This window comes from Candidatus Rokuibacteriota bacterium (genome assembly GCA_016209385.1).
Lineage (GTDB): Bacteria > Methylomirabilota > Methylomirabilia > Rokubacteriales > CSP1-6 > JACQWB01.
The window spans coordinates 13,752-37,948 of sequence record JACQWB010000308.1 but is presented as its reverse complement, the minus strand read 5'-3'; the positions used below and the strand labels follow the sequence as shown (position 1 = coordinate 37,948).

The window sequence follows — 24,197 nt, the reverse complement described above, 5'->3', positions numbered from 1 at the left end:
CCCCATCCCCCCGAGGCGAGGGGTAGTCTTCGCGGCCCAACGCTGTTGAGCCGCTCAGAGCGCTTCGGCGACCTGCGCTTCGCCGCCCGCTACGGCTCGTCGCATTCGCTCGGCAGGGCATCCCCGGCGCGCGACCCCTCCAAATCGTGGGGAGCTATTTAGCGCGGCGGGGGGGCTTGCGCTCTTCTTCTGGACTGCCCCAGAACAACTTCGCCCCGAGCCCACCCGTTGGTGGTATTTTTGTCGAGGGGGGGACATGACGCGTCACGCGGTTCTCGGCGGGATTCGGCTCGGCGACGGGCTCCCCCCGGCAGTCATGGGGGTTCTCAACGTGAGCCCCGAGTCTTTCTACCGGGGTTCCGTCCACCATCTCGACGACCTTCTCGCCGCCGGAGAACGAATGGTGGAAGCCGGGGCCGCCATCCTGGACGTGGGTGCGATGTCTACCGCGCCGTACCTCTCGACGCAGATTCCCGAGAGCGAGGAGGCCGAACGCCTGGCGGCTGCGGTCGAGCGGCTCGCAGCGAAACTCGGTGTCCCGATTTCGGCCGACACTAGCCGGGCTGCTCCCACGAGAGCGGCCCTCGAGGCTGGGGCGGTCGTCATCAACGATGTCAGCGGGCTCTCGGCGGACCCGGAGCTCGCGGGCCTGGTCGCCCGCGCTCGGGCCGGCCTCATCGTCATGGCCTCGCCCGGAGGAAACGGGGAGACGCCTTCGGGTCCGCAGGCTCCGGGATCCTCCTCGCCCCTGGCAGCCGTGACCGCATTACTCGGCGAGAGCCTGAGCCGCGCCCGCTCGGCCGGAATCGGCGAAGCGCACGTGGTCGTGGATCCGGCCATCGGCTTCTTCAGAGGACGGGGGCGGTCGTGGGTTGCCTGGGACTGCGAGATCCTGGCCCGGCTCGGCGAGCTTCGGGTCCTGGGTCGGCCGGTCTGCGTCGGGGTGTCGCGGAAGTCGTTCATCGGCGCCCTCCTCGGGCAGGATGACCCCGGGGAGCGCCTCGTCGGTTCCCTGGCAGCGACGGCCGTGGCGGTGATGAACGGCGCCCACATGATCCGGACTCACGACGTGGCGGAGACGCTCCAGGTCGTGCGCGTGGCGCAGGCCATCCGGCAGCTTTCACGGGCGGACGAGCTCTGACATGTGGGAGATCCTTCAGGGCTTCAGATGGCGGGATGCCATCGATATTCTCCTGGTGAGCGCGATCCTGTATCGCGTGTTTGTCATGTTCCGCGGTACGCTGGCGGTCCAGATGCTCGTGGGCGTCCTCCTGCTGGCGGGGGCGCCGCTGACGGCCCATCGCCTCGAGCTGTTCAGCCTGGGCTGGATTCTGGAGAACTTCTGGGCCTACTGGGTCCTCGCCCTCATCGTCCTCTTTCAACCCGAGCTCCGCCGCGCGCTGACCCAGCTCGGGCACAGCCGGCTGTTCCAGGGGGTGCTCGGAACGAGCCCCGAGGAGCGGAGCCGGGTGGTCGAGGATGTCGTGAAGGCTGCCGAGCTGCTGGCCGCGCGGCGGATCGGGGCCCTGATGGTGATCGAGCGGACCACCGGCCTGAAGCATTACGCTGACCTCGGCGTGCCCCTCGATGCCGTGATCTCCGCGGACCTGCTCGGGAGCCTCTTCCTCCCGTACTCGCCGCTCCACGACGGCGCGGTCGTCATCCAGGCTGACCGGGTCGTGGCCGCCGCGTGCTTCCTGCCGTTGTCGCGTCACGTCGCGGTGGGGCGGAAGCTCGGGACCCGCCACCGCGCGGGGCTCGGGATCAGCGAGGAGACCGACGCGGTGGCCGTGGTCGTCTCCGAAGAGACTGGCCGGATCTCGCTGGCGGTTGGCGGTCACCTGGACGTTCCCGCGAACCGGGATGCGCTGGTGCGCCGGCTCACCGAGCTCCTCGGCGGCGAGGCGGCGGCCGCGCCGTCATTCCTCGAGGGCGTGTGGCGCCGCTTGTGGATCAAAGTGCGGGCATGAAGTTCCTCACCGCCCACTGGGAGCTGAAGCTCCTGTCACTTCTGGGTGCCCTCGTCCTCTGGCTGTTCGTGGTCGGCGGGGAGAAGTCGGAGGTGGTGCTGCCTGTCCCGGTCGAGTTTTCGGGGATCCCAACGGGCCTCGAGCTGACGGCCGGCCATCGCGACAGCGTGGATGTCCAGCTCCGGGGCCTGCGCGTCCAGCTCATGCGGCTCAGGGGTGAGGCGCTTCGCGTCCAGGTGCCACTCGCCGGGGCTGGGCCCGGCGACACCACGCACCGGCTCCTGCCCGAGCACGTCCCCGTGCCTGCGGGCGTCCAGGTGGTGCGGATCACGCCCTCCCGCCTCCGCGTCGTCCTGGAGACCGTCGAGTCGGCGACCCTCAGGGTGGTACCGCGGCTGACCGGCGCCCCGCCGGCGGGGTTCGTCCTGAGGGACGTTCGCGTCACGCCGATCCAGGTCGAGGTGCGTGGTCCCCGGAGCGAGGTCCGGGTCCTCAGTCAGGTAGAGACGGAGCCCATCGACCTCTCGACGCTTCGCGGACCCGTGCGGCGGTCGGTGACGCTCGCGGGGCCGGGCGGCTCGGTGAGGCTCGTCGGCGACCGGACAGCGGAGGTCACGCTCGAAGTCGTCGAGCGGGGATCGTCGTGACAAAGCTCTTTGGCACCGACGGGATCCGCGGGATCGCCAACGAGGATCCGCTGACCCCGGATCTGGCCTACCGGCTGGGTCGTGAGCTGGTCGCAACGCTGATGAGCCGGGGGCGAGACCCGCAGGTCCGCCTGGTCATCGGCCGCGACACGCGCCTCTCCGGTCCCATGCTCGAGGCCGCGCTGACTGCCGGCGCGCTGTCGGCAGGGGCGGAGTGCGTCGCGGCGGGTGTCCTCCCGACCCCCGGTATCGCCATCCTGACCCGCGAGCTCCGCGCCCACGGCGGCGTCGTCCTCTCCGCGTCCCACAACCCTTTCGAGGACAACGGGATCAAGCTCTTCTCCGGTGAGGGGAGCAAGTTCCCCGACGCGTGGGAGGCCGAGATCGAAACGCGGCTGGGCGGACCTGACAGCGCCCCGCGCCCGTCGGGAGCCGGGATCGGGTGCCTCGTCCCGTACGCGCGCGCCGAGGCCGACTACATCCGGTTCCTCCGCGCGGCCTTCGGGCTGGACCTTCGGGGCTTCGCGCTGGTCCTCGACTGCGCCCACGGGGCGACGTATCGCGTCGCGCCTCGCCTCTTCCGGGGCCTCGGGGCACGCGTAATCACCCTCGGGACGAGGCCGGATGGGACCAACATCAACCGGGGCTGCGGAGCCCTCTTCCCCCAGGCCCTCCAGACGAAGGTGAAGGCGACCGGCGCCCATGTCGGCTTCGCCTTCGACGGCGACGGTGATCGCCTGATCGCCGTGGACGAGACCGGCAAGGTGAGGGACGGCGATTACCTCCTCGCCATCTGTGCCCGGCACCTGAAGGGGAAAGGCGAGCTCAAGGGGAACCAGGTCGTCACGACGGTCATGGCCAACCTCGGGCTCGATCGCTCGCTCGCGGAGGCGCGGATCGGCGTCGTGAAGACCCAGGTGGGCGACCGCTACGTCCTGGAGGAGATGGAGCGGCGCGGCGCCTACCTGGGCGGCGAGCAGTCCGGGCACCTCATCTTCCTCGACCGGGCGCCCACGGGCGATGGCCTTCTTTCGGCCCTCCAGCTCCTGGCAGTGATGCGGGAGCGCGACGAGGGGCTCTCCGCGCTGGCCCGCTGCCTGACCAAAGTTCCTCAGGTGCTGGTCAACGTGCCTGTCCGTGAGAAGCCCCCGATCGAGAGCATCCCGGGTCTGGCGGCGAGGACTCGCGAGCTGGAATCGGCGATGAACGGCGCGGGACGGATCCTGGTTCGCTACTCGGGCACCGAACCTCTCGCTCGCGTGATGATCGAGGGCGAGGACCGGCTTGGCATCCAGGCGATGGCTCAGGAGCTGGCCGCGCTCATCGCCCGCGCCATCGGGGCTGACCCGGCCTGAGGGGTCGTCCGTCCATGGAGGTCAAGGGGCTCGGTGTGGACCTGGTCGCGGTCGGGCGGATGCGGCGCGTAGTCGAGCGCTGGGATCAACGCTTTCTCCGACGCGTGTTTACCCAGGACGAGCTCGACTACTGCTTCAAGCGCCGCGACCCCATCCCGCACCTCGCCGCGCGCTTCGCGGCCAAGGAGGCGACGCTCAAGGCCCTGGGGATCGGGCTCAGGATGGGCGTCCGCTGGACCGAGATCGAGGTGCGCCGCAAGCCGGGTCAGCCGCCCGTCCTTGTGCTTTCGGGCCGTTCGAAGGCGGTCGGCCACGCCAGGGGGGCGAGCCAGGTGCTGCTGTCGCTGACCCACGACGGCGAGTATGCCCTGGCGCAGGCCATGCTCATGGGTCCCGGGCTTGACGCGGGGGGCCAGGAGGGGCTGCGTGAGGAGGTCCGCTGAGGTCGTGGTACTCCTCGCGCTGCTTGTCCAAGGCTGTGCGGCGGCCCCGGCAGAGCGTGAGACCGCGCTGGCGAGGGGTCAGCTCGTCGTCGTCCCCGGGAGGTCCGGGCTCGTGATCGGCGCGCCTCACGGGAGCTCCGACGAAAGCACCGACAGGATGAGCCGTGACCTGGCCCAGCGCACCGGCTTCGGCCTGGTTCTCGCCACGGGTTTCACCCGCATCGATTCCCAGGGCCGCCGTTTCCACGTCAATCGTCCTACCGAGGGGCTCCCCGGTCGACCAGCGAAGGAGGAGGTTTACAGCGCAGACGCCCGGCTCGTGTACGAGGCCTATGCACAGGGCGTCAGCGAGGTCGCGCGGGGGCCGCTCCAGCTCCTGGTCGAGCTCCACGGCAATGCCCGCCAGGAGAGCGCGGGGCGGATCGAGATCGCCACTGTCGGCGTCGACCGCCAGCAGGCGTGGCAGCTCAGGACCCTCTTCGAGCTGATCCGGGACGCCCACCTGCGAAGCTGGCCGGAAGCCCCGCGCCTGGCAGTCCTGATCGAGCCGCTCGACCGGCTTCAATTGAGCGCAACCCGGGCCAAGGAGATCGGTGTCCTGCGCCTTCCCCGGCGGGCTTTCCACATCGAGCTCCCCCGCGCCGCGCGGCTCCAGGCCCGAGAGGCCTATCTGGAGATCCTGTCCGAGTTCCTCAGCGAGGCGGCCAGGCTTCTCCAGATCTGGAGGCCCTAGGCGTGCTCCCGGTCTTCACGGCTGCCGAGATGCGCGCCCTCGACCAGCGGGCGATGACCCGCCTCGGCATCCCGGGTATCCGCCTCATGGAGAACGCCGGCCGAGGCGCGACCCGGGCCATCCTGGCTCACTTCGGCTCACAGAAGGGAAAGCGGGTGGTCGTCTGCTGCGGCAAGGGGAACAACGGCGGTGATGGCTTCGTCGTGGCCCGGGGCCTCAAGGCCGCGGGCGCGCGCGTGAGCGTCTTTCTGGTGGCCCGGGCCGGGGACGTGAGGGGGGACTCGGCCGCGATGCTGGCCGCGTACCGAAGGGCCCGGGGGGCGATCGAGGAAGTCACGCGCGAGAGTGACCTTCGCGCCCTCAACACGGCTCTCGCCTCGGCGCACCTCGTGGTGGACGGGCTCCTGGGAACCGGCCTGACGGGCCCGGCGACCGGTCTCGTCGCCGCAGTGATCGAGGCCATCAACACGAGCGGGAAGCCCGTGGTCGCCCTCGACCTTCCCTCCGGCCTGGCTTCGGACCACGGTCGCCTCCTCGGGCCCGCCGTCCGTGCAGTGCTTACAACGACGTTTGCCGGGTGGAAGCGGGGGTTGCTCCTCCACCCCGGCGCCGCGCGGGCCGGTCAGGTAAGACTGGTGGACATCGGAATCCCGGACGCCGCGACGCGCGAAGGGATCGGCGTGTTTCTCCTCGAATCCGCCGACATCGCGCCACACTTTCCTCCGCGACCGCCGGATGCCCACAAAGGGACCTTCGGCCATCTCCTCGTGGTGGCGGGATCGGTGGGAAAGACGGGAGCGGCTGCTCTGGCCGGGCGCGCGGGGTTGAGGAGCGGGGCGGGCCTGGTGACGATTGCCACTCCCGCGTCCCAGCAGCCGGTGATCGCCGCCCTGGGGATGGAGGTGATGACCGAGCCGGTGGCTGAGACTCAAAGCCAGTCGGCCAGCCCGAAGGCCAAGGAACGGATCCTGGAGCTGGCCCAGCGCACCGAGGCGTTGGCGCTCGGCCCGGGAGTGTCGTTGGACCCGGAGACTCAGCGCCTGGTCAGGGAACTGGTCCTCGAAGTGGCGCGCCCGATGGTGGTGGACGCCGATGGGCTGACGGCCCTGGCCGGTCACCTGGACCACCTCAGGAAGGCGGCCGCGCCGCGCTGCCTGACGCCGCATCCGGGGGAGATGGCCAGGCTCCTGGGTGTGAGCGTGAGCGAGGTCCAGGCCGACAGGATTGAAACGGTCAGCGAGTTCTGCCAGCGCTATGGCGCCTACGTGGTCCTGAAGGGCGCCCGGAGCACGATCGGCGAGCCGGGAGGGACGGTGTACATCAACCCGACCGGTAACCCGGGCATGGCGAGCGGCGGATCGGGGGACGTCCTGACCGGCATGGTGGGGGCATTTCTGGCGAGAGGGCTGGATCCGCTCGCGGCCCTCCAGGCCGGGGTGTTCCTCCACGGCCTGGCGGGCGACCTGGCGCGTGACATGCGGGGTGAGGAAGGCCTGATCGCGGGAGATATCCTCGAAGCGATCCCCCCGGCAATCGCGGAGGTCCAGCGCGGTGGCGGCCATCAGCCGCTTTGAGAGTCGGAGTGCCGAGGAAACCCGGCGCCTGGGTGAGCTGCTGGGCACCGGCCTCGGGCGCGGCGACGTCGTCGCCTGCATTGGGGAACTGGGCGCGGGGAAAACCTGCTTTCTCCAGGGAGTCCTCCGCGGGCTCGGGGTGGCCGAACCGGCAACGAGCCCGGGCTTCGTCCTGATCAATCAGTACCGGGGCCGGGTTTCCGTTTACCACGTGGACGCCTATCGAACCGAAAGCCTGAGCGAAATCCTGGACCTGGGGGTCGAGGAGATGCTCTGGGAGGATGGGGTCACGGTCATCGAGTGGGCCGAGAAGCTGCTTCCGCTCCTCCCCCCTGAGACGCTGGTGGTCAGGATCTCCGGCCTGGGCAGTGAACCTCGCGAGATCGTTCTCGACGGGCTTCCTGGCGATGCCGGCCGGTTGAGGCTTGAACGCCTCCTGCGCGAAGCCGACCTGGCGCGGCTATAATCAGCCCGTGGGGCTCCGCCACCTGGCCCTGAAGACCCGAGACCTCAAGACGACCGAGCGCTTCTACACCGAAGTGCTCGGACTGCGCATCGCCTTCCGGTATCGGGGCATGGTCTTCTTCGAAAGCCCCGGGGAGAGCGATGTCCTGAACTTCCGCCGGACATCCCGTCGCTTCGATCCCGAGGCCGGCGGCCTGGACCACTTCGGCCTGCACGTGGACCGGAAGCGGCTCCGGTCGCTCCAGGAGCAGTTGAAGGCCGCGGGGGTGAAGCTGACGGGGCGGCGCGGACGGTGGGGGATTTACTTCCGCGACCCGAACGGCTACACGGTCGAGCTGTACGCCGACTGACGAGAAGCGGGGCTCGGGGCGGGCCAGGCTGCCCGTTGGCCCTTTTGGGTACGTTCCACGACGTATCCGATTCGCGACATTGACGCTGGGTCCAGGCCGTGCTACCGAGTCCGGACGGGAGCCGGAGTGGGGAAGGCGGTGAGAATTAGCGACTGGCCAGCGGGGGAACGGCCCCGGGAGCGGCTCTATGACAAGGGGGCGGAGGCGCTAGCCGATGCCGAGCTCTTGGCCCTTCAGCTCGGCACGGGGATCCATGGGCTGACCGCGGTAGACCTGGCCCGAGCGCTCCTGTCGCGCTACGGGTCGCTGAGCGGCCTGTCGGGGCGGAGCGTCTCGGAGCTGGCAGGTGTCAGGGGAGTGGGGCGGGCCAAGGCGGTGAGACTCGCGGCAACGTTTGAGCTGACGCGGCGCCTCAGGTCCAGGCCGACCGACGGCAAGGTCGTCCTGGGGAGCCCGGAGCAGGTCTTCGCCCACTTCGGCCCCATCGTCGAGGGCTTGAAAAAGGAGGTGTTCAGGGCCGCCCTTCTCGACGCCCAGAACGGGCTTCTGCGGGACGTGGTAGTCTCGGAGGGGACGCTCTCGGCGAGCCTGGTTCATCCCCGGGAGGTGTTCAAGCCGGCCATCCTCGAATCGGCCGCCGCCGTAATCCTCGTCCACAACCACCCGAGCGGCGACCCGACCCCGAGCAAGGAGGATCTCCGGCTCACCCGGCAGCTCGTCGAGTGCGGGAGGCTCCTGGACCTGAAGGTTCACGATCATGTCGTCATCGGGCTCGGGCGGTTCGTCAGCCTGGCCCAGCGTGGCGTCATCGGGTAGGCGCCACAGAAGGGTGAGAGGTGCCGATGAAAATCCAAGCGATCGGGCATGTAGTGCTGAAGGTCCGGGACCTCGAGCGCTCAACCCGGTTTTACCGCGATCTGCTCGGGCTCACGGAGGTGGCGCGCTTTCAGGACCGGATGGTCTTCTTCTCGGCAGGCAAGAGCCACCACGATCTGGCCATCCTGAGCGTCGGGCGGGAGGCGCCTGGTCCCGACCCCGGGAGCGTCGGGCTCTATCACGTGGCCTTCAAGATCGGCGATGACCTTGAGGTGCTCAGGGAGGCCAAGGCCCATCTCGAGGCGCACGCCGTCAAGATCGTCGGAGTGCGGGACCACCGGGTGAGCCAGTCGCTCTACCTGGAAGATCCCGACGGCAACGTGGTGGAACTCTTCGTGGACGGCGATCCGGCCCTCTGGACGCGGGAGCCGTCCGCGGTGGCGACGGTCCGACCGCTGCAGCTCTGAGGCTAGTTAGCCCTTCGCCAGCTTCTCGATCCCCCTCCGGGAGAGAGTCTGCAGCCGCGCGAGCAGCGTCTTGACCTTCCGCTCCGAGACGCGGTCGGCCAGGATCAGCTTCTTGGATTTGAGGCCGTTCTGGATGTAGGCCACCCAATCATCCAGGCTTGGTGTTCCCCGCCACGCGATCGTGAGCCCGCTGAGCCGCATGCGCTTTCGGCCCTCGATCTTCGCCAGCGGTTTGCGACTCGTCTCCATACGTCATGGCCCCCAGTGCGAAAGAAGGTGTACCGCACGTCATAAAGAAGTACAAAACCGCAACGTCGTCAAGGTATGGAGCCCCGAAAACATTGTCAAGGACTCGTTTCGCCGCGTACGATGCGCGCTTTCGCGCGCCATGCTCGTCGGAGCCTCATGGGATGAGGCGATTTTTCGCACGCGCTGCGCGTGTGGACGACAGGACCGAGATTTTTGCGGGGTCCGCTTCTGAATGCGCGCCAGACCTTCGTTTTCGCGGGTTGTGGACAACTGTGGAAATGTGGATAACCTGTGGGTATCAGGAATCGCGACCGACACCGCAGAGGCGTTCGAGCTGGCCGATCCCGCGTCGGAGCAGCTCCTCGCGGAGGTGTTCGAGGATCAATCGCGCGAGGATCGGGCCCCGCGTGATGAAGCCCGTGAAGTAGCTGCACGCCGTCGCCCCCGCGCGCAGCAGCTCGAGGGCCTTGTCGGGCGCATCGATGCCGCCGGTGGCGATGATCTGGAGCTGATCGCCGAAGCGCTGCCGGAGCCGGCGGACCGCCGCGAGCGTCTCGGGGTACAGCTCGGGACCCGAAAGCCCGCCGAAGCCCTGGGAAAGCCGCGGCTCGTCGACGCGACGCGTGTTGCCGTGGTTCACGATCCGGATGCCGTGGTCGAGCGCGGCGGGGATGATGGCCCGGTCGTTCGCGTCGCTGAAGTCCGGCGAGACCTTGACGATGAGGGGCTTGGCGGTGGCCTGGCGGATGGCCTTGAAGAGGTGCCCTACCTCGCGAGGCTTCTGGCTCCACGCGTAGACGAGCCGGGTGTTGGGGGACGAGATGTTGACTTCCAAGAGGTCGGCGAAAGGCGCCAGCGCGTCGACCAGCGTCGCGTAGTCCTCGACGGACTCGCCGGCGACGGACACGATGAGCGGCACCCGCTGGCGGAGCGTCGCGAGCGTCTGCCGGTACGCCGCGAGCCCGGGGTTCTTGAAGCCGTTGCAGTTGATCAGCCCGGGTCCCAGCGCGGTCTCGGTGCGCACCAGGTTGGGCTCGGGGTGGCCCGGACGGGGTGTCGGCGTGATCGTCTTCGTGGTCACCGCGCCGAAGCCGAGCCCCATCGCGCGACGGAGGATCCGCGGATCGTAGTACATCGACGAGAGGATCAGGGGATTGGAGAGGCGCACACCGCCGAGCGTGACGCTCAGGCTCGGGTCCGTCAGGCGGAAGACGCGGAGACGGTCCAGCGGGAGGAAACGGAGCAGGGTCTGGCCGAGGGCGACCGCTTTGGGTTCGGGGAGCCGGCAGAGAAGGCCGCGGTAGATCGCGGCGTAGCCCAGCTGCGCGCTTCGCGCTGTGTAACCGGCTTGCGCCATGGCGGTTCCCGGGGCAGGATACCATGAACGCTCCGCGGTTTGTGGTGGACACGATGCTCGGCCGGCTAGCCCGCTGGCTCCGGGCGATGGGCTACGACACGCTCTACCTCGGACCGGCCGAGGACCGCCGGCTCCTCCAGCTCGCCCAGATCGAGGAGCGGATCCTCCTGACGCGTGACGCCAGGCTCGCGCGGCTGGCCGCGCCCATGGGATGCCTGATCGAGGCCGGCCAGCTGGACCACCAGCTCGCGGAGGTCGTCCAGAAGCTGACGCTCTCACCGCAGGACGCCGACTGGCTCTCCCGGTGTCTCGAGTGCAATGGGTTGCTGGAGCCCCGCCAGAGGGCGAGCGTGAGCGGCCTCGTTCCCGAGTACATCTTCGCCACCCAGAGCGAGTTCACGGGATGTCCCGGCTGCGGAAGGATCTACTGGGCCGGGAGTCACGCCGACAGGATGCTCACACGGCTGGCCAAGCTCCTCGGCCGCGGAGGTCGAGAGCGCCCGGAGACGTTCGCATGAGGGTCATCGATATCAGCCTCCCGATCGAGCCCGTATGGACGTGTTCGAGGGCGATCCCGAGGTACGCATTACCCCGCACCTCGAGCTCGCCCGCGGCGATCCGGCCAACGTCTCGCTCCTCTCGCTGGGTTCCCATACGGGCACCCACCTGGATGCCCCCGCCCACTTCCTCGCGGGCGGCGGGACGCTCGAACAGGTTTCGCTGGATGTCCTGATGGGACCGGCGCTGGTCGGTGAGCTGGCGAGCGAACGGCTGATCGGCCGGGCAGACCTCGAACGTCTGCCGCTGGATGGTCAGACGCGCCTTCTCCTCAAGACCCGGAACTCGGCGCTCTGGGCGCTCGGGCGGTTTTCGCGCGACTATGTCGCCCTGGGCCTCGACGCCGTCCGCTACCTCGCCGAGCGGGGGATCCGGCTCGTGGGCATCGATTACCTCTCCATCGAGGCCCTTGACGCTCCCGGACATCCGGTCCACCGCGTCCTGCTGGAGGCGGGCGTGGTGATCCTGGAGGGACTCTGCCTCGCCGGGGTCGAGCCCGGGGTGTACGAGCTGCTCTGCCTCGCGCTCCCTGTCAAGGGGATCGACGGCGCGCCGTGCAGGGCGGTGCTCACAATATGACGGAACCGGGAACCCGACGGGCCCCTTGCGCCGCGTCGCGCAAGTGATTACAATCGGGTTCGCGACGGACGATTAGCTCAGTTGGCAGAGCGCTGGCCTCACATGCCAGAGGTCGCTGGTTCGAGTCCAGCATCGTCCACCAGGAAAGACAAGGAGTTACGAGGGGGTGGTGAGGAGCCGCCCCCCTTCGATTGTGCGGGATTTGTGCGGAGAGGCATCACGGGGTGCTCGTCTCAGCCGCCTTGGCAAGCGGCACGACGACTGATGCGGTGAGCTGAATCGCGACGTAGTCGGCGAGTCGGATGGCCGCCTGCTTAAGGTCGGCTTCGCTCACGATGTTGTAGCGGTCGAAGATCGAGCGGGTCTTGTGGCCAAGCCTGGACCCGAGAGAAATTCATTTTCGAAAAACGAGGAGGTGCCTCATGCAAGTGCCAGCTTCGCTTACACCAGCGGTCTGGGGTGCGATCATCGGCGCTGTGGCGACCATGATCATCGGCTTTTCTTCGTTGGGGTGGACCCTCGGCAGCACGGCCGAGAGAGTGGCCGAGCAACGTGCTGAGTCAGCCGTGACCGCCGCCCTCACCCCGATCTGCGTCCAGAGCTTCATGAAGCAATCGGACGCAGCCAAGACACTGGCAGGACTCCGGGAAACTGATTCGTGGAAACGACAAGAATTTGTCGAAAAGGGCGGTTGGGCCACTATGCCGGGGAGCAAAGAGCCTACGCGGGGAGTTGCGAGCGCGTGCGCCGAGGCGCTTATGAAGACCAAGACCTAGACCTGATCAAGTAGTCGGCTCTATTTTAGCCTCAATCCGAAATCACGCGGCCAGCCCATGAAGGACGCGGTCGTCTGCATCATTTTTCCGGGGCGGGATCATCGTACGCGCGCAACGATCGCGTCGAGCGTCAGGCGACGGAGGCGGGACAGCCCCCGAGCGGGCCTCTAGGACAGTCCTAGCCGACTCCTCGCCGGTGCGAAACGGCAGCGGGGCACTAGGGGACCCAGGTGTCTGTTTCGGATCGCGACCGAAGGTGGTCACGTGACTTGAAGTCGGCGAGCGGCTCGGGCGGGTGCCTGAACAGTCCAGCCCACCAGAAAAAGCGCCGAGGGCAAGGGGCGGTACGCAACCCGCCCCCCCCTTTTTTGCTGTCGCGCCGGCACCCGGCGGGGTCGCTACCGTCCGAGGAGCACCGAGAGGCTGCGCTGCACTGCCGCGTCGAGGAGTTCCTGCGAGCTCAACCGCCGCTCGATCCGCCCCGCGTCGCAGTCGGGCTCGACGTCGGTGAGGCGCAGCCCGGGGCTCGGAGGCTCGAAGAGCAGGCGCGCTCCGTCCGCGACGCGAAGCACCTCCGCGCTCACCGTCCAGAGCGTGGTCCGCGCGGCAAACGGCCGTCGGGCATCGCGGCAGTAGACAAGGTCGAGCCGCGAGACGACCACGCTCACGATCAGCATGGCGTCGGCCTTCAGGGCGCGGGCGCGCTCGAGCGCGCGCTGGCGCTCGGCCTGGGGCACCGGCAACGGTCGGTCGCCGAGGTGCGCCGAGAGGGTCGTATCCAGCGGGAGGATCCCCCGGGCGTTGAGCCCCTCGAGAAACCCGATCTCGAAGGCGTCGGCTAGTGGGCTCCGCGCGCGCGGTGACAAGCCACCGTCGCCAGGCGCTGCCGTCCGGTCGAGGGAGACCCGGATGAGAACCGCGGGCCGCCGGATCGCGTCGGGCCTGAAGTCCGGATGACGGAAGGTGGCGGGCGCCGGCGTCGCGCAGCCCCACGCGAGGAGCGCCAGAAGCAGGAGGACCGGCCAGGCGCCCACCAACGCGCGCTACGTCCGGGCGCGGAGGAACAGGGAGAGCCCCAGGCCCGCGAAGATGATGTTCGCGGTCCACGCGGCCAGGAGCGGCGGCAGCATGTCCGCCTTGGCGAAGGAGAGCGCCAGCGAGTGGACGAACCAGTAGGCCATCGCGATCACGATCGCCAGCCCGATGCCGATCAAGCGCCCGCTCCGCGGCGAGGCGAGGGCGAGCGGGATCGCGACCAGCGCGAGGACGGCGTGGATCAGGGGGAAGGCTAGCTTCTCGTAGAGCTTCACGATGTACTTGCCGACCTGGTGCCCGCTCTCCTGGAGCCGCGCCAGGTACGCCCTGAGTTCCAGAAAGTTCATCATCTCGGTGGGTTTCTGGATCTGGGTGAACGTCTCCATCCGCTCGGGGAGCTCCAGCGTAGTCAGGCGGAAGGGGATAGCTTGAACCTGGTCTCCGCCCGAGAACTCTCGAACGACGCCGTCACGGAACTCCCACCCGGCGGTGGTCCAGCGCGCCTGGCGGGCGTCGAGGCGGCTCAGGAGCCGGTAGTCCCGATCGATCTCCAGGAGCGTGAGGCCGTCGATGGCCTGGCCCGCCGGGTCCAGGAGCTCCATCCTAAAAAACCGGGTGTCCGCGCTCCGGTACCAGATCTGGTTGCGTCGCTGGAGGTGTCGAGGCGGCTCACCGCGGATCTTGATCCGGTCCACCTCGTCGGCCTTGGCGTTCAGCATCGGCAACAGCGTCTCCTGGAAGAGCACGGACGCGGCGCTCACGCCCACGGCGAGGAGTAGCACTGGCCGGCTCACCCGGTAGAGGCTGACGCCGGCCGCCTTCAGGGCCGTCAACTCGTGCGCCCGCGCGAGCGAGAGGAAGAGGAAGATCGTCGCGACCAGGATCACGACCGGAAGTCCCTTGTAGAGCTCGGCGGGCAGGCGGTAGAGGAGGTGCTCGACGATCAGGTGGAGCGGCGGCTTGAGGCGGAGGAACCGGTCCAGCGTCTGGAAGATGTCCACGATCACGAACAGCACCGCGCCGACCGCCAGGCCGTACCCGAGGTACGTCAAATACTCCCTGACCAGGTAGCGGTCGATGATCCAGCTCGTCGCGCGGGGACCGCCGATCCGCGCGGCCCTCAGCGTCCCGATCGGGAGGCGCCACACCAGGACGGCCCGGAGGCGCCTGACGAGCGCCGAGCGAGCGAGCGGGACCGGCGGCGCGATCGTGGACCGGAGCAGCACCAACCCGACGCCGCCGAAGAGCAGGTTCGGCGCCCAGATCGCCGCCCAGGACGGGAGGCGGCGCACGAGCGCGATTCCCTCCAGCGAGGTGAGCAGGAAGTAGTACGCCACGATGATGGCCAGGCTGCCGCCCACGGCGATGGCACGACCGCCGGTGTGGGCGCGGATGCCGAGCGGGAACCCGACGAGGGTGAACACCAGGGCGGCTACGGGCAGCGCGAAGCGCTTGTGGACCTCCACCTCGTACGGCGCGGGGTTCTGCCCTTCGCGCCGGAGCGTTGCCGCGGCCGCGAGGAGTCGCCGGAGCGACAGGTACTTCTCCGGCTTCTCGACCCGCGGTGCCCCTTTGAACGGAGCCTCCACCGCGAGGTTCATGTCATAGAGCTCGAAGGTGGAGTAGCGGTAGCGCCCCGGCTCGCCCGCCGGCGATTCGTTGAGGGCGCCGTCGATCAGGCGGAGCGTGATGCGGTCATTCTCCTCGTCGGTCAGGAGGCGTCCTTCGCGGGCCGTGATGATCCGCGATCGCTTCGGGTCGCGCTCGTCGGAGACCAGGACACCCCCGAGGGCCACGTGTGAGGGCGACACTTCCTCCACGTAGACGACGATCTGGCCGAAGGTGGTGCTGAACACGCGCTCGGAGATTCCGGTGGCCGCCCGGGTCTGGAGGATCCTCACCAGGTGGCGCTGGAAGGCCCGGTTGGCCAACGGGTTGAGCCAGAGCGTCAGGAGGCCGGTGGCGAGCGTGGCGAGACAGGCGGCGACGACGAAGGGGCGGAAGAGCCGGAGGGGGCTCACGCCCGAGGCCTTGAGGGCCACGACTTCCAGGTCTCCGGCCAGCCGGCCGGCCGTCAGCAACACGGCCACCAGGAGCGCCATCGGGAGTGTATGGGCGAGGAACGAGGGGAGCATGAAGAGGAGGAGCCCGAGCACCATGGAGAAGGGCACGCCCTTCGTCACGACGAGGTCGGTGAGGTGGTAGATGCGGTCGATAATGAGGAGGAAGGTGAGGAGCACCCCGCTTAGGAGGAGCGGCGGCGCCAGGTCCCTGAAGACGTAGCGGTCGAGGATCCGGTTCATCTCCCACCTGTTGTACCATACCTCCGTGACGCTCCGAACCTCCGCGTGCTGCCTGGCGGTCTGGCTGGCGATCGGCTCCTCACCCGGCCCAGCCCCGGCCGCCGAGGGTGACCGGCTGGACCGTTTCCGGCAGCTCGCGTCCTCGCGGCTCGCGATCCTCGAGCTCTCGGGGCCGGAGTCCTCGGTCGAGGGTGTCCGCGAGATCTACGCGCTCCTGGATGACGAGATCATCGAGAACCTGAATGCGGGGAGCGTCTTCGCCTCCGCGGGCTTCCTCCAGGACCGGCTCGACGCCTTCGCCGACACCTGGGGTGGGAGCGCCTTCCGGATCGTCCACCTCGCGGCGGGAGACGTCGCCGTCGGCAGCTTTCAGCTCTCGGTGGGAGGATCGGGCAACAGTGTGCGCGTCTACCGGCGGGGCGGGGGGGCGGAACTCGTCACGGCAATCCATCGACCGGGGGTGCCGCACCTCTTCCCGATGCCACCCACGCGCGCGGGCCAGGGCCAGTTTCTCGTCGTGTGGCAGGGCTCGCCCGCGCGGCGCGGGGTGCCCGTGCTGGGCATCGAGCTGTGGCGCCAGCAGGGGGAGCAGGTTCGGGCTGTGTGGAGCACGGCGGAGCTGCTCGGCGCTGACCTCTCGCCGATCGCCTTCGAGGTCCGCGGCCAGGAGCTCGCGGTTCGTTCCGAAGCGCGTTACCCGGGATGGAAGCTCGGGTGCGAGGGCCAGACCGAGCAGGTGGATTACTACCGGTATCTCGCGGCTTCCGAGACCTTCGTCCTCGTTCGCCGCCAGGTGTCGAACGGCTGGCACCGGGAGCTCCACGCCGTCGTGGACCGCCTGCTCGGAGCGCTCAGGCGAGGGGAGCAGCGGGTCCTCTCGGCGCTCGGCCTGTCGCCCGAGCTTCGCCAGAACCTTCCGGAGGTTCTCGAGCCCGAGCCCGTTTGCGACGTCGCCGACGATCCGAATCCCGAGCTGGTCACGGTCTCAGCCACGGCGCCGGGTGACCCGCGGCCGTGGGCCCTGCGCTTCCGGCGGACGGCGAACGGCTGGCGCTTCGCCGGCGCCGGACGCGTCCCGTGAGGGGCGCGCGCGGACCCCTGTGCTAGAATAGAAGCCCCCGATGAGCCAGATCCCTGATCGCTACGATCCCTCCCAGGTGGAGGAGCGATGGTATCGCGCCTGGGAGGAGCGCGGCTACTTCAGGGCTGACCCGGCCTCCCCGAAAAAGCCGTACTGCATCGTGATACCGCCCCCCAATGTCACCGGCTCCCTCCACTTGGGCCACGCGCTCGACAACACCCTCCAGGACATCCTGATCCGCTGGAAGCGCATGGACGGCTTCAACACCCTCTGGATGCCCGGGACCGATCACGCGGGGATCGCGACGCAGGTGGTGGTGGAGCGCCAGCTCGCCGAGGAGGGCAAAACGAAGGACGACCTCGGGCGCGAGGCCTTTATCCGGCGCGTCTGGCAGTGGAAGGAGGCTTCGGGCGGGACCATCATCCGCCAGCTCAAGCGGCTCGGTTCCTCGTGCGACTGGGCGCGCGAGCGTTTCACGATGGACCCCGGCCTGTCCGCGGCGGTGCGCGAGGTCTTCGTCAGGCTGTGGGAGGAGGGGCTCGTCTACCGCGGCGACTACATCGTGAACTGGTGCCCCCGCTGCCAGACCGTGCTCTCGGACCTGGAGGTCGAGCACGAGGAGCGCGACGCCGAGCTGTACTACATCAAGTACGGGTCGCTGACGCTCGCGACGGTCCGTCCCGAGACCAAGCTCGGCGACACTGCCCTGGCGGTCCACCCGAAAGACCGGCGCTACGCGCGCTACGTGGGTCAGACCCTGACGGTTCGCTCCGTTGAGGGCGAGATCACCATGAGGGTGGTGGCCGACGCTGCCGTAGACCCGAAGTTTGGCACCGGCGTCGTGAAGGTAACCCCGGCCCACGACCCGGCCGACTTCGAGATCGGCAAGCGGCACGGCCTCGAGGTCCGACAGGTCATCGGCTTCGACGCCCGGATGAACGAGCGCGCGGGCAAGTACGCGGGGCTGGACCGCTTCGAGTGCCGGAAGCGCATCGTGGAGGACATGCGGGCGCTGGGCCTCATCGAGAAGGTGGAGCCCTACCGCCACAGCATCGGGCTCTGCTACCGCTGCAAGACTGTAGTGGAGCCGCTGGTCTCGACCCAGTGGTACGTGCGGATGAAGCCGCTGGCGGAGCCGGCGATCAAGGCGGTCCGGGCCGGGAAGATCAAGATCGTCCCCCGCCAGTGGCGCAAGACGTACTTCCAGTGGATGGAGAACATCCGGGACTGGTGCGTGTCGCGCCAGCTCTGGTGGGGCCATCGCCTGCCGGTCTGGTACTGCGATCGCTGCCGAGCCACGCACGTCTCGCGCGTTGACCTCACCGCGTGTCCGGACTGCCGCGGCCCGCTCCGCCAGGACACCGATGTCCTCGACACCTGGTTCTCCTCGGCGCTCTGGCCCTTCTCGACGCTCGGCTGGCCGGCGGACACTCCCGAGCTGAAGACGTTCTACCCCACCTCCTGCCTCGTGACGGGCTTCGACATCCTGTTCTTCTGGGTCGCCCGCATGATCATGATGGGGCTCAAGTTCACGGGTGAGGTGCCGTTCCGGGATGTCTACATCCACGCCCTGTTGCGCGACCCCGAGGGGAAGAAGATGTCCAAGTCCCGCGGGAACGTGATCGACCCGCTGGAGGTGATGGACCGGTACGGCACCGACGCCTTCCGCTTCACCCTGGCGGCGCTGGCCGCCCAGGGGCGTGACATCCGCCTGGCCGAGGAGCGGATCGAGGGCTACCGGAACTTTGCCAACAAGCTCTGGAACGCCGCGCGCTTCGTCCTCGCCAACCTGGAGGGGTACGAGCCGCGGCTTGCCCGAAAGGCGGAGCCCACGCTGGCAGAGCGCTGGATCCTGAGCCGCCTGGCGCGCACGATCGGCGCCGTTCGCAAAGCCGTGGGCGCCTACCGGTTCAACGACGCTGCGAGCGCGGTCTACCAGTTCCTCTGGCACGAGTACTGCGACTGGTACCTGGAGTGTGCCAAGCTCCCGCTCTACCGGTCGCCGGACCTGGCCGCACGCGCCCGCACCCAGCGGACCTGCGTGGAGGTGCTCGAGACGACGCTCCGGCTGCTGCACCCGTTCATGCCGTTCCTCACCGAGGAGATCTGGCAGCGGCTCCCTGCGCAGAGCGCAGGGGCCCGCACGCGGAGCGCGGGTGCCGGCCCGGTCTCGGCGGGCCGCGGGGCGGTGGACTCGATCATGGTGGCAGCGTTCCCCAGGGCCTCGCGCAAGGCTGAGGACCCCGATGCCGAGAGCGAGATGGACCTCTTCATGGCGATCGTCACCGCGGTCAGAAACATTCGGGCCGAGATGCGGATTCAGCCCGCCACCACGCTCCGCGTCCTCCTGCGGCCCGCCAGCCGGGAGGCGACGGATCGCCTGACCCCGCTGGTCCCGCTGGTCGAGGCCCTGGCACGCTGCGAGGCGACGGTCGACCCGGCGGCCAGCCGGCCGGCGGCCTCTGCTCTCGCCATCGTGGGACCGGTAGAGTGCTTCGTCCCCCTGGCCGGGCTCGTGGACCTCACTGCCGAGCGCCAGCGTCTGCAGAAAGAGATCAGGAAGGCCGAGGACGAGGTCCGCTTCCTGGAGGCCAAGCTCGACCGGCGTGAGTTTCGCGAGCGAGCTCCGGCGGAGGTGGTCGAGCGGGAGACGACCCGCCTGACCGCGCAGCGAACGCTCCGCGACAAGTTGCTCGAGAGTGTCGGACGCCTCGACGCCGCTAAGCACGCTGGCTGACGCGCCGTCTTCCGGCCGGCTCTTCCCCGGACTTGCCGCGCGCCTGCCCATCGGCCGGCTGGGGCGCGCCTTCCATGCGTTTCAGGCCGCCACCTCGACCCAGGACGAGCTTCGCCGCCTGGCCGAAGCCGGGGCTCCAGAGGGGACGGTCGTCGTGGCCGACCATCAGACCCGGGGGCGGGGTCGTCACGGCCGGCAGTGGCTCGATGCGCCCGGAGCCAACCTCCTGGTCTCGGTTCTGCTGCGCCCCGAGATTCCGCCGGCACGAGTCCCCCAGCTCTCCCTTCTCGCGGTGGTGGCGGCCGCCGAGGCGCTCACGCTGGCGACGGGCGTCGCAGTCGGGATCCGCTGGCCAAACGACCTCCAGGTCGGCGAGCGGAAACTGGGCGGGATTCTCGCCGAGGCCGTCACGGCGGGTGAGCGCGTCGAGCATGTGACTCTCGGCCTCGGGATCAACGTGAACCAGACCGAGTTTCCCGCCGACCTGGCTCCCCGCGTCACCTCCCTGGCCCTCGAGGCCAGGCTGATGCTGGACCGGGAAGCCATCCTGGAGGCGCTTCTCGGATCCCTGGACCGGTGGTACGCGCGCTACCTTCGGGAGGGCTTCGCGCCCGTGCGCGCGGGCTGGTGCCGGGCTTCCCTCACGCTGGGGCAGCCGGTCAGCACGGCCGGCGTGACGGGCGTCGCCGAGGACCTGGACGCGGATGGCGCGCTGATCGTGCGCACGCGGGAGGGGACCCGTGTGAGGCTCGTCGCCGGCGAGCTCCGCTAACAGGATGCTGAAAAAGGCCTCTCCCGCCCGCGTGTTCTCGCGCTCCGGAGCGAAGCGCTCCGAGCGCGCACCCATGCCTCCGGCATGGGTACCCGGCCCGCGCGACCCCTCCCGGGGGGAGGCATCGGAAGGGGGGCAAAGCCCCCCTCCGACGATCTAGAGGAGGAGAGCCAATGCTGCTCGTCATGAACGTCGGCAACACGAACACGGTCGTCGGGGTTTTCGAGGGCCGGCGCCTGTGCGTCTCCTGGCGTCTGACGAGCCGGCGCGAACAGACCGCCGACGAGTACGGGGTCTTCATCCAGACCCTGTTGCAGGGCCGCGCACTCGAGCCGCGCCAGATCAGCGCCGTGGCGATCTCCAACGTCGTCCCGCCCGTCCAGCAGACCCTCGAATGGATGTGCGAGAAGTACTTCGGGTTCCTCCCGTTCAGCGTGGAGCCGGGCGTCAACGTCGCGATGCCGCTCCGGGTCGAGAACCCGGCCGAGGTCGGCCCCGATCGCGTCGTGGACGCGGTCGGCGCCCTCGAGCTCTACGGCCCCGCGCCGCTCATCGTGATCGACTTCGGCACCGCCACCACCTTCGACTGCGTGAACGCGCGCGGCGAGTTCGTCGGCGGGGCGATCGCTCCGGGGATCGTCGTCGCCTCCGAGGCGCTGATCTCGAAGGCGGCGCGCCTCTTCCGGGTGGAGCTGGTCCGCCCCAAGGACGCGATCGGCCGGAACACGATCACCAACATCCAGTCGGGGATCATCTACGGGTACGCGGGGCTGGTGGACGGGCTGGTGGAGCGGATGCGGGCCGAGCTGGGCGGGCCCGCAACGGTCGTCGCGACCGGCGGGCTGGCCGGACTGATCCAGGAGGTCGCGCGGACGATCCAGCAGGTGAACGCCGACCTGGCACTGGAGGGGATCAGGATCATCTACGAGCAGGCCCGGAGCCGGAGCTAGCCGGAGGCCGGACGCTTGACAGTGCCGGCCTGCGTCGCTATACTACCCCAAATATTGTATGGTCCTGCGAACTGTGGCCTAGATACAGGGCCTCGTCCCGACGAGGGATAAGGAGACGCGCAGATGGGCATGTGGGTCGGCCGGGGGCGAAAGGCGCGGGTCGCCTATGGCTTCGATGACATTTCCCTGGTTCCGGGAACGGTGACCGTCAACCCCAACGAGGTGGACATCTCCTGGGACATCTGCGGGCGGCGCTTCGAGATCCCGATCATCGCCGCGGCCATGGATGGCGTGGTTGGGCCGCGGCTGGCGGTGGAGATGGGACGGCTCGGCGGCCTGGCGGTGCTGAACCTGGAAGGCATCTTCGCGCGCTACGAGGACCCCGAGGCGGTGCTCGACCGGATCGTGTCGGCGAGCCTCGAAGAGGCCACGAAGATCATCCAGTCGATCTACGGCGAGCCCATCAAGGAGGAGCTGATCCACAAGGGGATCACCGAGATCAAGAAGGGCGGGGGGCCGGCGGCGGTCTCGTCGATCCCGCAGCGCGCCGAGCGTTTCGCCAAGATCGCGGAGGAAGCCGGGGCCGACATCTTCGTCGTCCAGTCGACGGTGACCACGGCGCGCCACATCGCCACCGAGTACACGCCCCTCGACTTCCGGAAGCTGAAGAAGAACCTCTCGATCCCCCTCATCGTGGGGAATGTGGTCACCTACGAGGCGTGCCTCGAGCTCATGGAGTGCGGCGTGGATGCGCTCCTCATCGGCGTCGGGCCGGGCGCGGCCTGCACGAGCCGCGAGGTCCTGGGACTCGGCGTTCCGCAGGTGACGGCCACGGCCGACTCGGCGGCCGCCCGGGATTTTTACCTCAAGCAGAGGGGGCGGTACGTCCCGATCATCACCGACGGCGGGATGACCACCGGCGGCGACATCTGCAAGGCTCTCGCTGCCGGGGCTGATGCTGTCATGATCGGTTCGGCGTTCGCCCGGGCCGAGGAGGCGCCGGGCCGCGGGTACCACTGGGGCATGGCCACACCTCACCAGAATCTCCCCCGCGGCACCCGGATCCGTGTCGGCGTGGTGGGGCTCCTCGAGCAGATCCTCTTTGGTCCGGCCTTCACCGATGATGGGACGATGAACCTGGTCGGCGCGATCCGGACCTGCATGGGCTCGGTGGGGGCCCGGACCATCCGCGAGCTCCAGCTCACCGAGCTGATCATCGCGCCGGCGATCAAGACCGAAGGGAAGATCTTCCAGCGCGCCCAGAAGCTGGGAACGCCGCGCTGACGCGCGGAACGAGTTGAGCGCGGAACCTCGCCCGCGCGTGGGGGTGAGGGGACCGGGGTCGGCGGCGCCCCGGAGAGAATGTGAGAGGGCAAGGACGCAGGCCGGGTGCCCGGTGCCTCGACCGTGAGCGCCTGACCCGCTCCAGGGTTCGTCGTGGACAAGATCGCGATTGTCGACTTCGGGTCCCAGTACACTCAGCTCATCGCGCGCCGCATCCGTGAGCTCTCCGTTTACTCGGAGATCCTCCCGCCGACCCACCCGGTGGAGGCGCTCCTGACCGGGGAGTACAAGGGGATCATCCTCTCGGGCGGGCCGTCCAGCGTCTACGAGGAAGGGGCGCCGCTTCCTCCACGGCGGTTGTTCGAGCTCGACCTGCCGGTCCTCGGCATCTGCTACGGGATGCAGGCCATGGCCTACCTCCTGGGCGGCCACGTCGTCCCCGCCGATCGCCGGGAGTACGGCCGGGCGGACCTGAAGCTCCTGGGGAGCCAGGGGCTCCTCGACGGGGTCAGGCCCGAGCGCGGGACGTCCATCATCGTCTGGATGAGCCACGGGGACACGGTGATGCGTCCGCCCAGGGGATTCGTCTCCCTGGCCTCGACCGAGAACTGCCCGGTCGCGGCCATGGCGGACCCGCGGCGGCGCCTGTACGCTGTCCAGTTCCACCCGGAGGTGGTCCACACGCGGCAGGGGCGGACGATCCTCCAGAACTTTCTCGCGTTCTGCGAGGCCAACCCGACCTGGTCGATGGCGTCGTTCGTCGATGCGGTCATCCCCGAGATCAGGAGGAAGGTGGGCGACGAACAGGTCCTCTGCGCTCTGTCGGGCGGCGTGGACTCGTCCGTCGTCGCGGTGCTCGTCCACAAGGCCATCGGCGACCGGCTCACCTGCATCTTCGTTGACAACGGGCTCCTGCGGAAGGGCGAGGCCGCAAGCGTGCTGCACACCTTCCAGGACCACTTCAAGATGAACCTCGTCCACGTGGACGCCTCCAAGCGCTTTCTCGACCAGCTCAACGGGGTCGTCGATCCAGAGCTCAAGCGGAAGCGGATCGGCGCCGAGTTCATCGCGGTGTTCGAGGAAGAGGCGCGGAAGCTGGGCGACATCCCCTGGCTCGCCCAGGGAACCCTCTACCCCGACGTGATCGAATCGGTGTCGGCGAAGGGGCCATCGGCCACGATCAAGACCCACCACAACGTGGGCGGGCTTCCCACGCGGATGAAGTTCAAGCTCCTGGAACCCCTCCGCGAGCTGTTCAAGGACGAGGTCCGGCAGGTGGGAGAGCTCCTGGGGTTGCCGCCCGAGATCGTGTGGCGCCAGCCGTTTCCGGGACCCGGGCTCGCGATCCGCGTGCTGGGCGACGTCACCGAGGAACGTCTGGGGCTGCTCAGGGAGGCCGATGCGATCGTCCAGGAGGAGGTGCGTCGGGCCGGCCTCGAACGGGAGCTCTGGCAGGCCTTCGCGGTCCTCCTCCCGGTGAAGACGGTGGGGGTGATGGGCGATTTCCGGACTTACGCGCAGGTTATCGCGCTGCGGGCCGTCATGAGCCAGGACGCGATGACGGCAGACTGGGCGCGGCTCCCGTACGATCTGCTGGGCAAGATCTCCAACCGCATCATCAACGAGGTGAAGGGGGTGAACCGCGTCGTCTTCGACGTCTCCTCCAAGCCCCCGAGCACGATCGAGTGGGAGTAGC

General features: G+C 68.9%; 23 protein-coding genes, 1 tRNA gene and 1 pseudogene. 21 read left to right on the top strand and 4 right to left on the bottom strand.

The window, feature by feature from the left end; all coding sequences use genetic code 11:
• Positions 1–256: 256 nt before the first annotated feature.
• From folP to HY726_23285, 11 genes are all read left to right on the top strand, one after another.
• A complete protein-coding gene (gene folP / locus HY726_23335) occupies positions 257–1,141 on the top strand; it encodes a dihydropteroate synthase (GenBank protein ID MBI4611934.1) in 885 nt (294 codons plus the stop codon).
• 1 nt (position 1,142) lies between these two features.
• Positions 1,143–1,970 (top strand): TIGR00159 family protein, encoded by an 828-nt coding sequence (locus tag HY726_23330; protein MBI4611933.1) that lies wholly within the window; start codon positions 1,143–1,145, stop codon positions 1,968–1,970.
• Positions 1,967–2,617 (top strand): YbbR-like domain-containing protein, encoded by a 651-nt coding sequence (locus HY726_23325; GenBank protein MBI4611932.1) that lies wholly within the window; start codon positions 1,967–1,969, stop codon positions 2,615–2,617. The genes HY726_23330 and HY726_23325 overlap by 4 nt, the downstream gene beginning before the upstream one ends.
• Positions 2,614–3,972 carry a phosphoglucosamine mutase gene (locus HY726_23320; GenBank protein ID MBI4611931.1) on the top strand — a complete coding sequence of 453 codons (1,359 nt, stop codon included), beginning with the start codon at positions 2,614–2,616 and terminating at the stop codon, positions 3,970–3,972. Before HY726_23325 ends, HY726_23320 begins: the two co-directional genes overlap by 4 nt.
• 14 nt (positions 3,973–3,986) lie before the next feature.
• A complete protein-coding gene (acpS, locus tag HY726_23315; protein ID MBI4611930.1) occupies positions 3,987–4,415 on the top strand; it encodes a holo-ACP synthase in 429 nt (142 codons plus the stop codon).
• Positions 4,399–5,148, top strand: a complete 750-nt coding sequence (locus HY726_23310) for a hypothetical protein (GenBank protein ID MBI4611929.1) — start codon at positions 4,399–4,401, stop codon at positions 5,146–5,148. Before acpS ends, HY726_23310 begins: the two co-directional genes overlap by 17 nt.
• Before the next feature lie 2 nt (positions 5,149–5,150).
• Complete coding sequence (locus HY726_23305; protein ID MBI4611928.1) at positions 5,151–6,722, top strand: NAD(P)H-hydrate dehydratase; 1,572 nt, start codon at positions 5,151–5,153, stop codon at positions 6,720–6,722.
• Positions 6,700–7,188, top strand: a complete 489-nt coding sequence (tsaE, locus tag HY726_23300) for a tRNA (adenosine(37)-N6)-threonylcarbamoyltransferase complex ATPase subunit type 1 TsaE (GenBank protein ID MBI4611927.1) — start codon at positions 6,700–6,702, stop codon at positions 7,186–7,188. Before HY726_23305 ends, tsaE begins: the two co-directional genes overlap by 23 nt.
• A gap of 7 nt (positions 7,189–7,195) precedes the next feature.
• Positions 7,196–7,537 carry a VOC family protein gene (locus HY726_23295; protein ID MBI4611926.1) on the top strand — a complete coding sequence of 114 codons (342 nt, stop codon included), beginning with the start codon at positions 7,196–7,198 and terminating at the stop codon, positions 7,535–7,537.
• A gap of 126 nt (positions 7,538–7,663) precedes the next feature.
• Positions 7,664–8,353 (top strand): DNA repair protein RadC, encoded by a 690-nt coding sequence (gene radC / locus HY726_23290; protein MBI4611925.1) that lies wholly within the window; start codon positions 7,664–7,666, stop codon positions 8,351–8,353.
• 26 nt (positions 8,354–8,379) lie between these two features.
• Positions 8,380–8,820, top strand: a complete 441-nt coding sequence (locus HY726_23285) for a VOC family protein (protein MBI4611924.1) — start codon at positions 8,380–8,382, stop codon at positions 8,818–8,820.
• 6 nt (positions 8,821–8,826) lie between these two features.
• Here the strand turns inward: HY726_23285 and HY726_23280 are convergent, their stop codons facing one another.
• Both HY726_23280 and HY726_23275 read right to left on the bottom strand, forming a co-directional pair.
• Positions 8,827–9,069 (bottom strand): hypothetical protein, encoded by a 243-nt coding sequence (locus HY726_23280; GenBank protein MBI4611923.1) that lies wholly within the window; start codon positions 9,067–9,069, stop codon positions 8,827–8,829.
• Between the two features lie 298 nt (positions 9,070–9,367).
• Positions 9,368–10,426: a hypothetical protein gene (locus HY726_23275; protein ID MBI4611922.1), complete on the bottom strand. Its 1,059-nt coding sequence runs from the start codon at positions 10,424–10,426 to the stop codon at positions 9,368–9,370.
• 23 nt (positions 10,427–10,449) lie between these two features.
• Between HY726_23275 and HY726_23270 the strand changes: the two genes are divergently transcribed.
• The 4 genes and pseudogenes from HY726_23270 to HY726_23255 all read left to right on the top strand — a co-directional run bounded on the left by HY726_23270 (position 10,450) and on the right by HY726_23255 (position 12,339).
• Entirely contained in the window at positions 10,450–10,944 is a 495-nt protein-coding gene (locus HY726_23270; GenBank protein ID MBI4611921.1) for a Mut7-C RNAse domain-containing protein, read from the top strand.
• Positions 10,941–11,563: pseudogene (locus HY726_23265) on the top strand (cyclase family protein). The gene HY726_23270 and the pseudogene HY726_23265 overlap by 4 nt, the downstream one beginning before the upstream one ends.
• A gap of 66 nt (positions 11,564–11,629) precedes the next feature.
• Positions 11,630–11,705, top strand: a tRNA-Val gene (locus HY726_23260).
• A 280-nt stretch (positions 11,706–11,985) separates the two neighbouring features.
• The gene (locus HY726_23255) at positions 11,986–12,339 is read left to right on the top strand and encodes a hypothetical protein (protein MBI4611920.1); all 354 of its coding nucleotides are present in this window, start codon (positions 11,986–11,988) and stop codon (positions 12,337–12,339) included.
• Between the two features lie 398 nt (positions 12,340–12,737).
• Here the strand turns inward: HY726_23255 and HY726_23250 are convergent, their stop codons facing one another.
• Positions 12,738–13,373, bottom strand: a complete 636-nt coding sequence (locus HY726_23250; protein ID MBI4611919.1) for a hypothetical protein — start codon at positions 13,371–13,373, stop codon at positions 12,738–12,740.
• A gap of 9 nt (positions 13,374–13,382) precedes the next feature.
• Positions 13,383–15,677 carry an LPS export ABC transporter permease LptG gene (lptG, locus tag HY726_23245; GenBank protein MBI4611918.1) on the bottom strand — a complete coding sequence of 765 codons (2,295 nt, stop codon included), beginning with the start codon at positions 15,675–15,677 and terminating at the stop codon, positions 13,383–13,385.
• A 25-nt stretch (positions 15,678–15,702) separates the two neighbouring features.
• Between lptG and HY726_23240 the strand changes: the two genes are divergently transcribed.
• The 6 genes from HY726_23240 to guaA all read left to right on the top strand — a co-directional run bounded on the left by HY726_23240 (position 15,703) and on the right by guaA (position 24,196).
• Positions 15,703–16,758 (top strand): hypothetical protein, encoded by a 1,056-nt coding sequence (locus HY726_23240; protein ID MBI4611917.1) that lies wholly within the window; start codon positions 15,703–15,705, stop codon positions 16,756–16,758.
• A gap of 40 nt (positions 16,759–16,798) precedes the next feature.
• Entirely contained in the window at positions 16,799–19,495 is a 2,697-nt protein-coding gene (locus tag HY726_23235; protein MBI4611916.1) for a valine--tRNA ligase, read from the top strand.
• Complete coding sequence (locus HY726_23230; protein MBI4611915.1) at positions 19,458–20,267, top strand: biotin--[acetyl-CoA-carboxylase] ligase; 810 nt, start codon at positions 19,458–19,460, stop codon at positions 20,265–20,267. The genes HY726_23235 and HY726_23230 overlap by 38 nt, the downstream gene beginning before the upstream one ends.
• 173 nt (positions 20,268–20,440) lie before the next feature.
• Positions 20,441–21,217, top strand: coding sequence for a type III pantothenate kinase (locus HY726_23225; protein MBI4611914.1), 777 nt, complete (start codon positions 20,441–20,443; stop codon positions 21,215–21,217).
• A gap of 123 nt (positions 21,218–21,340) precedes the next feature.
• Positions 21,341–22,501 carry a GuaB3 family IMP dehydrogenase-related protein gene (locus HY726_23220; protein MBI4611913.1) on the top strand — a complete coding sequence of 387 codons (1,161 nt, stop codon included), beginning with the start codon at positions 21,341–21,343 and terminating at the stop codon, positions 22,499–22,501.
• Between the two features lie 153 nt (positions 22,502–22,654).
• Positions 22,655–24,196: a glutamine-hydrolyzing GMP synthase gene (gene guaA / locus HY726_23215; protein MBI4611912.1), complete on the top strand. Its 1,542-nt coding sequence runs from the start codon at positions 22,655–22,657 to the stop codon at positions 24,194–24,196.
• The last annotated feature ends 1 nt before the right edge of the window (position 24,197 follow it).